3 protein-coding genes and 1 pseudogene are annotated in these 6965 nt (G+C 62.3%); 2 read left to right on the forward strand and 2 right to left on the reverse strand.

Annotated elements, in window-relative coordinates; translation table 11 throughout:
- Positions 1-903: 903 nt before the first annotated feature.
- Positions 904-1219, reverse strand: a pseudogene (locus tag EHS19_RS00915) (MscL family protein); the annotation flags it as partial.
- 245 nt (positions 1220-1464) lie between these two features.
- Between EHS19_RS00915 and gdhA the strand changes: the two are divergent.
- A complete protein-coding gene (gene gdhA / locus EHS19_RS00920; protein WP_151915914.1) occupies positions 1465-2811 on the forward strand; it encodes an NADP-specific glutamate dehydrogenase in 1347 nt (448 codons plus the stop codon).
- 213 nt (positions 2812-3024) lie between these two features.
- Positions 3025-4389, forward strand: coding sequence for an ATP-binding protein (locus tag EHS19_RS00925; protein WP_151915915.1), 1365 nt, complete (start codon positions 3025-3027; stop codon positions 4387-4389).
- A gap of 367 nt (positions 4390-4756) precedes the next feature.
- Here the strand turns inward: EHS19_RS00925 and EHS19_RS00930 are convergent.
- Positions 4757-6965 (reverse strand): glycoside hydrolase family 2 TIM barrel-domain containing protein (locus EHS19_RS00930; RefSeq protein WP_151915961.1); only part of this gene is annotated, 2209 nt, incomplete at its 5' end.

Consider the following 6965-nt stretch of genomic DNA (forward strand, 5'->3'; position numbering starts at 1 on the left):
AACGTTGGAATACCAAGGTTTTCATCAAGCGGTCACGGGGAGCGACCCGCTCCCCGTGACCAAACCCACGCCACGCCAGTGGTACGGAATGCGGAATGGGAGTTGTTTTGCGTTGCGTCCCACACTCTCACGGACATCATTTGGGATGCAACGCAAAAACAAGCCAAAATCACGCTGCATCCCACCGACTGGCGGATGACCTGTGGAACGCAACGCAACAAAGGCCCTCTATCGCGTTCCGTCCCACAAAAAATGGCGATTCTGCGGGATGCAACGCGCATAAGCCCCGCTTCTGCGTTCCGTCCCACTCGCGCACTATCCCAGAGCAAACCAGCCATGAAAGCCTCACACCGAATCCGCCATTTTCCAACGATTTCGCCTGAACGCTCCCTGAATGAACGCTGTGACCCGGGCGAAGCCGTGGGACACAACGCAAAAACAGGCCCGAATCACACTCCGTCCCACTGTTTCGTGGGACGCAACGCACGATCAGCACACAATCACATTGCGCGCCACCGATCCGCGGGACATAACACCAATAAGCCCCGTTTTCGCATTACGTACCGCTCGCATGACACGCCCCTGACGCTCGCGCACCACCGCACATGGCTCATGAACGATCTTGTATGCGCTCCTTGGCAAGTTCGTCGCGGATCTCGGTGAGCAGCGCGATGACCTGCGCATCGGCGCTCGACGTCGCAGAACTCGCAGGCGCACCGTCACTCCCGCCGTTCTCCGACTCCCCGAGCTCCCCGAATTTCCCGTCGCTCCCGGATTCACCGGGCTTACCATCGTTCACAAACTTCCTGGATTCACCGGGCTTACCTCCATCCACGGTCTTCCCAGTCTCCCCAGTCCCAACCGATTCTCCGGACTCAGTAGCCCCGGCCTCTTTGATCCGCGCCTTGACCAGCAACGCCTCGGACATGTCACGAATCTTGTTGATCGGCACCAATACGCCGAAATACACCGCCACCGCAATGATCAGGAAGTTGAGCAGCGCCCCCAGTACCGCGCCAAACGAGATCGTCGCCCCGTTGAAGGTGATCGCAAGCAGCCCATCCATATTGGGCTTGCCGAAGATCATTGCGATCAGCGGATTGATGACGTTGTTGACGATCGCATTGACGACCGTGGTCACCGCACCGCCCATCACCACGCCAACCGCCATGTCGATCATGTTGCCTCGCGCAATGAACTTCTTGAATCCGTCGATCATGATGCCTCCCTGCAATCCAATCAATGCCGTGCCTCAGCGCCTCCTCTCCAGCTTCCATGCAGCATGCGACCGACCACCGACCCAGCGTGTTGGCACAATGCGCGCAGCCGCCACAGCGCCGCCACAGTGCCAGCCTCCACAAGCGGCCGCCGCGACGAATACCGGAATAAACCTTGAGCGCGCGACGCAAGAAGCCTAGAATGAAGCCGTCTCAACAATGGTCCAACCCAAAGGGGAGTTTCACTATGTTCACGAACGAATACGTCAAGCGCGTATATGCACAGGTCGAGCAGCGCGACGGCGACCAGCCGGAGTTCCTGCAGGCCGTGCGCGAGGTCTTCGAGACGATCCAGCCTGTGGTCGAAAAGCATCCGGAATACGAGAAGGCTGGCGTGCTTGAACGTATCGTCGAGCCCGAGCGCGTGGTCAAGTTCCGCGTCGCGTGGACCGATGATGAAGGCAAGGTGCAGGTCAACCGCGGCTACCGCGTGCAGTTCAACTCCGCGATCGGTCCGTACAAGGGCGGCCTGCGCTTCCACCCGACCGTCAACGAAGGCGTCATCAAGTTCCTCGGCTTCGAGCAGATCCTCAAGAACTCGCTGACCACGCTGCCGATGGGCGGCGGCAAGGGCGGCTCCGACTTCAACCCGAAGGGCAAGTCCGACGCCGAGGTCATGCGCTTCTGCCAGGCATTCATGACCGAGCTGTGCCGCCACATCGGCCAGTTCACCGATGTTCCGGCCGGCGACATCAACGTCGGCGGCCGCGAGATCGGCTACCTGTTCGGCCAGTACAAGCGCATCCGCGACGAGTACTCCGGCGTGCTGACCGGCAAGGGCCTGGAGTTCGGCGGTTCGCTGGCCCGCACCGAGGCCACCGGCTACGGCGTGTGCTACTACACCGCCGAGGCGCTGCGCGTGCTGAAGAACGATTCGTTCGCAGGCAAGACCGTGGTGATCTCCGGCTCCGGCAACGTGGCGATCTACGCCGCGCAGAAGGCCGAGCAGCTGGGCGCGAAGGTCGTGACCGTGTCCGATTCCAACGGTTATGTCTACGATCCGAACGGCATCAAGGTCGATGTGGTCAAGCAGATCAAGGAGGTCGAGCGCGGGCGCATCAAGGAGTACGCAGAGCGCGTGCCGGGTGCGGAATACCACGAGGGCTGCTCCGGCGTATGGACCGTGCCGTGCGACATCGCACTGCCGTGCGCCACGCAGAACGAGATCAATGAGGAGTCCGCGAAGGCGCTCGTCGCCAACGGTTGCAAGGTCGTCGTCGAAGGCGCGAACATGCCGTCCACCCCGGAGGCGATCGCCGTGTATCAGAACGCCGGTCTGCTCTACGGCCCGGCGAAGGCCGCGAACGCCGGTGGCGTGGCGGTTTCTGGTCTTGAGATGAGCCAGAACAGCTACCGTCTGTCGTGGACGTTCGACGAGGTCGATGCCAAGCTCAAGAACATCATGGAGACGATTGTGGCCGAATCCCTCAAGGCCGCCAAGGAGTACGGCCACGAAGGCGATCTGATGCTCGGCGCGAACGCGGCCGGATTCGTCAAGGTCGCCAACGCGATGGTCGCGCAGGGCGTGCTGTGATCGCAGCGTGGTGATCGCCGCATAGCGATCCGCGCATAGCGAAGGCGGTTCGCAAACAATCATCCAAAGGGGCCTGTTGATGCCGACTAAGAACGGCATCAACAGGCCCCTTCCCCATGCCGAATCAGCAGCCAAATCAGCCAAATCAGGAAACGAAAACCAGCCAAATGAGGAAACGAAAACGGTCCAAATGAGGAAACGCGAGGTGTGCACATGCCGTCAACACCACCGACGCCGCCGTCAACACCACAACCACCAACGCTGCCACCATCCCCAACACCGCAACACAACCCTCGTGGCCGCTCATCGTACCTGCCGCGGGTCTATGACGCACTGCTGCGCAAACGACTTTCCGCCAAGGGCGCCGTACTTGTCGAAGGACCGAAGTGGTGCGGCAAGACCACAACCTGTGAACAGATCGCCGCAAGCACGCTCTATATGGCCGATCCGGCGGCACGAGCCCAGAACCTGCTGTTTGCGGAAACCCAGCCGTCGTTTCTGCTCGAAGGAGCCGTGCCGCGACTGATCGACGAATGGCAGCTCGCGCCGCAGCTATGGGATGCCGTGCGGTTCGAGGTGGACAGGCGCGGCGCGTTTGGCCAGTTCATCCTCACCGGATCCAGTGTGCCGCCCAATCTCAACGAGATTTCGCATACAGGCACCGGCCGTATCGCGCGCATGCGCATGCGTCCGATGAGTCTGTTTGAATCAGGTGATTCAACCGGCACGACATCGTTGGCCGCGCTGTTCGCAGGCGAGTCGCTCCCTCCATCCCATGCAGGAATGAGCATCGAACGACTGGCGTTTCTGCTGTGCCGCGGCGGCTGGCCGGGCGCGGTCGGCATCACCGACGAATATGCGGCGCTTCAGCAGTCGGTGGACTATGTCGATGCAGTCGTGGAATCCGACATCTCCCGTGTCGACGACGTGGAGCGCGATCCGCATCTTGCCAGACGTCTGCTGCGTTCCTATGCCCGCATGGAGTCATCTCAGGCGTCGACGGCGCAGATCGCCGCCGACGCTGCAGCGAACGAGACGTCCGGCCCCAGCGCCAAGACAGTGCAGTCCTATCTGCGTGCGCTGGAGAAGATATTCGTCATCGAGGACCTGTCGGCATGGAATCCCAACCTTCGATCCAAAACAGCCATTCGCTCAGCGGATACGCGCCATTTCGTCGATCCGTCGATCGCCACGGCTGCGCTAGGTGTGAATCCGCAGGGCATTCTGCTTGACTTGGAGACGTTCGGTCTGCTGTTTGAAGGACTGTGCGTGCGCGACCTTCGCGTATACGCCGATTCGCTGGACGGTCAGGTGTTCCATTACCGAGACAAGACCGGACTGGAGTGCGACGCGGTGATCCATCTACGCGATGGTCGCTATGGGCTCATTGAAGTCAAGCTTGGGGGCAATCGCCTGATCGAGGAAGGTGCCGGGAATCTGCGCAAACTCGCAAGCCGTCTTGATACAAGTCGTATGAACAAACCAAGCTTCCTGATGGTGCTCACCGGCACTGGAGCCTACAGCTACACGCGTCCGGACGGCGTGGTCGTCGCTCCGGTCTCCACGCTCAGGCCGTAGCGCGCGCGGCGCGTCCATACTGGCAGATCGAGCTGGACCGCGAAGCGGGGCTGAGGGGTGGCGAGTCATTGGTGTTTGCCGCAATGGCGTATTGGTTGCCGATTAGCAACCATAGGTCCAGCGTGGATCGTTGATATACCGTCCCTCATGGTTTTCTGGTTGGTTGCCAATTGGCAACCAACATGCCATTGGCGTGAACGATGTCCGTGAACGATGTCCATTGTCCCGCGGCGAAAGACCGTTGACCGTGTTTCCGCCCCCCTGTCAGGACAGCACAGTGAGGCAAACGGCAGAGAGAGCTGTTTGCCTCACAGCAACGGTCCCGCAATCACGGACGCGCCGCGCCAAACCGCGGCGGCGACCGCGACTACAGCAGTTCGAGCATCACGTCGAGCGTGAGCGGCTGATCGGCGGGCAGCTGGAACTCGGGATGCACGGGCGCGCCCCAGGTGTCGTCGCCGCCGATGCCCATCTGCGCGGCCAGCAGACGCAGGAACGTGTGGCGTACAGGAGGCAGCTCGTCGGCGTGCATCGCCTCCTCGATCGCCAGCGAACCGTACGGCAGCAAGCTCACCGCGAACGGCCTAACCGCAGCCGCAGCAGCCGCAGCAGTATCACCATCGCCAGCCACACCAGCCACACCAGCAGCCGCACCGCCGACCGCGCTCACGCGCATGCCGCGGCCAAGCGCGTCGGTGATCTCCGCCCAGCGCACGCCCTCATGGTTGCCGGTCTCCTGCGGCACCAGGTAGGGCGCGAAATCCTGCGCAGCGGTACGCGAATACACGCCGAGCTTCGCGCCGTGGATGCGATCACGATACGTTTCCTCAGGTCCCAGACCGTAGAAACGCAGCCGATCGTACTGCGCGGGCAGCGTCCATTCGATGCCAAACGCGGGCAGCGTCGGCACGCTGGACGAATCGATGCCCGGATACTCGGCGCGCAGATGCACGCGAAGCCGCGCGTCCACATCGTAGTGCACCGTCACATGCGTGCGGTTCGGCTCGGCCAGCTCGTACACGTAGTCGGCGACCAGGCCGGCGCCGCCGCGCACTTCAGCGGGAGCGATCGTCGTTGACACGCACTTCGCATAGCGGCCGGCGGCCATCCACTGCGCGCGGTCGAATCCGCTCGCATTGCCGCGATCGTTGTCGGTGAGCGGACGGAACGTGGTCAGATTCGGCCGACGCAGCACCAGTTCGCGATCGCCGTGGCGGAACGAGACGATACCGCCGGTGGTCTTCGACAACAGCACCTCGGCATCGGCCGTGTGCATACCGTCGTTGAAGCGGTCGGTCACCACGACGGCGGCCGGCCTACGGCAGCGGCCACAGCCGGTTGCCGCAGTCGACTCGCCAACCGCGCCAACCGCGCCAACCGCAACGGTATGCTGCCCGAACGTCAGCTCATAGCCGGCCTCGGCCCAGTCGGTCGGCTCGGCAAGCAGCTGATCGACCTCAAACGTGACCTCGGTGGGGTGCCCGCAGCCGCAGCCGCAACCACCGGCAGCACCGGCCGCGATCGTATCCACGCTCGGGAACGCCACATCGAAACGCTTCGTCTGCCCGGCCGGCACATCGAAACGATAGTCCGCATGCCAGCGCTCGACCCCGTTGACCAGCGTCCGAGCGGTGAACAGGTATCCGGCAGTCGAGACGAACAGATTGTCGTTCGTGATCGTCACGCCGGTCTCATCGGGCGCGATCTTCACGTTCGCATACAGCTGCTTGACTTCCTGCGCCTTCGGCGTCGGCGTGCGATCGGCGAACACGATGCCATTGCCGGCGAACTCGTAGTCGCTGGGCCGATCGCCGAAATCGCCGCCGTACGCAAGCCGCTCGGTGCCGTCGGCCTGCTGCTGGAACAGCGCCTGATCGACGAAATCCCAGATGAAGCCGCCCTGGTACTGCGGATAGCGCTCCAAATCGGTGTAGATGTGCAGTCCGCCGGTCGAATTGCCCATCGAATGCGCGTATTCGCAGGAAATGTACGGCTTGGCGGGATTGGAGTCGAGATACGCCTTGATTTCGTCCGGCTTGGCGTACATGCGCGTCTCCATGTCGGTGACGCAATCCCAATCATGATTCCAGAACACACCCTCGTAGTGCACCGGACGCATCGCGTCGACGGCGTGCGCGTAGTCGTACATGTCCTTGAACACGCTGCCCGCATACGATTCGTTGCCGAGCGACCAGATGAGCACCGACGGATGGTTGTAGTCGCGGCCGATCATGCTGGCGATGCGGTCGAGGCACGCGTCGCGCCACTCCGGCTTGCTGCCGGGGACGGCGGTTTCCGGGGTGACGATGTCGCCCGGCGAGGTCCAGCTGCCATGCGTTTCGAGATTCGTCTCATCGATCACGTAGATGCCGTACTCATCGCACAGATCGTACCAGCGGCTGTTGTTCGGATAGTGCGATGTGCGCACGGCGTTGATGTTGTGGCGCTTGAAGAAGCGGATGTCGCTGATCATCACGGATTCCGGCACCGCGCGGCCGTGGCAGGCGTCGAACTCGTGGCGGTCCACGCCCTTGAAGAGGATGCGCTTGCCGTTGAGCTTCATGATGCCGCCGTCG

Origin of the sequence: Bifidobacterium jacchi, from assembly GCF_009078285.1 — a bacterium.
Classification (GTDB): domain Bacteria; phylum Actinomycetota; class Actinomycetes; order Actinomycetales; family Bifidobacteriaceae; genus Bifidobacterium; species Bifidobacterium jacchi.

Coding starts and splice junctions, on each gene's coding strand:
- gdhA (WP_151915914.1), top strand. CDS start 1,465: ATGTTCACGAACGAATACGTCAAGCGCGTATATGCACAGGTCGAGCAG.
- EHS19_RS00925 (WP_151915915.1), top strand. CDS start 3,025: ATGCCGTCAACACCACCGACGCCGCCGTCAACACCACAACCACCAACG.